The organism is Burkholderia sp. E168m23 (genome assembly GCF_016586125.1).
In the GTDB taxonomy this organism is placed as follows: domain Bacteria; phylum Pseudomonadota; class Gammaproteobacteria; order Burkholderiales; family Burkholderiaceae; genus Burkholderia; species Burkholderia orbicola.
On sequence record NZ_BCPP01001544.1, the window covers coordinates 1 to 868 of the forward strand.

The window sequence follows — 868 nt, forward strand, 5'->3', positions numbered from 1 at the left end:
GACGAAGTGCCGCTGTCGCCGAAGGAATTCGTGCTGCTGCACGAGCTGATGCGCGAACCGGGCGCGGTGATTTCGCGCGAACAGTTCGAGGAACGGCTGTACAGCTGGGGCGAGGAAATCGAGAGCAACGCGGTGCAGGTGCATATCCACAACCTGCGCAAGAAACTCGGTCACGACATGATCCGCACGGTGCGCGGCGTCGGCTACCGGATCGGTGACGGCACGTGACGCGCATGCAACGCGCGGTCGCGCGCTGGCGCAACGCGTCGCTGCGGCGGCGCCTGCTGACGTGGCTGCTGCCGGCCGCGTGCGTGATCGGCCTGGTCGCGAGCGCCGGCACCTACTGGGGCGCGCTGCGCGAACTCGACGACCTGCTCGACGACCAGATGCGCAGCATGTCCAAACAGATCGTGGTCGGCCCGAACGGCGAGCTATCGTTCAGCAACCACGCCAAAGGCAAGCACGGCTTCGAAGCGAGCGACCCCGATGCGGTGCTGCTGCAAGTGTGGCGCAACGGCACGCTCGTGTATTCGACCGACCGCGATTCGAAGCTGCCGGCGCCCGCGCAGCAGGGCATCGCGAGCGTCGACGTCGGCGGCCAGCCGTGGCGCACCTATGTGACCGAACGCGGCGGCACGACGATCCGGCTCGCGCAGGCGCGGCATGCGCGCTGGGAGGCGATCGCGGGCATCGCCGTCCATCTGCTCTGGCCCGTGTTCTCGATGCTGCCGCTGCTCGCGCTCGGCCTGTGGTTCGGCATCGGCGCGGGGCTGCGGCCGTTGCGGGCGATCGCGTCCGGCCTGAAACGCAGGAATGCGAACAACCTCGAACCGGTCGACGTCGCATCGATGCCGAACGAGGTCCGCCC

Annotated in this window: 2 protein-coding genes; both read left to right on the forward strand. The window is 68.5% G+C overall.

Features of this window, described 5'->3' with window-relative positions; genetic code table 11:
• Positions 1–228, forward strand: a 228-nt coding sequence (locus JMF90_RS38775; RefSeq protein ID WP_201326515.1) for a winged helix-turn-helix domain-containing protein, incomplete at its 5' end; no start/stop codon positions are given.
• Positions 229–233: 5 nt separating this feature from the next.
• Positions 234–868, forward strand: a 635-nt coding sequence (locus JMF90_RS38780) for a sensor histidine kinase N-terminal domain-containing protein (protein WP_201326516.1), incomplete at its 3' end; no start/stop codon positions are given.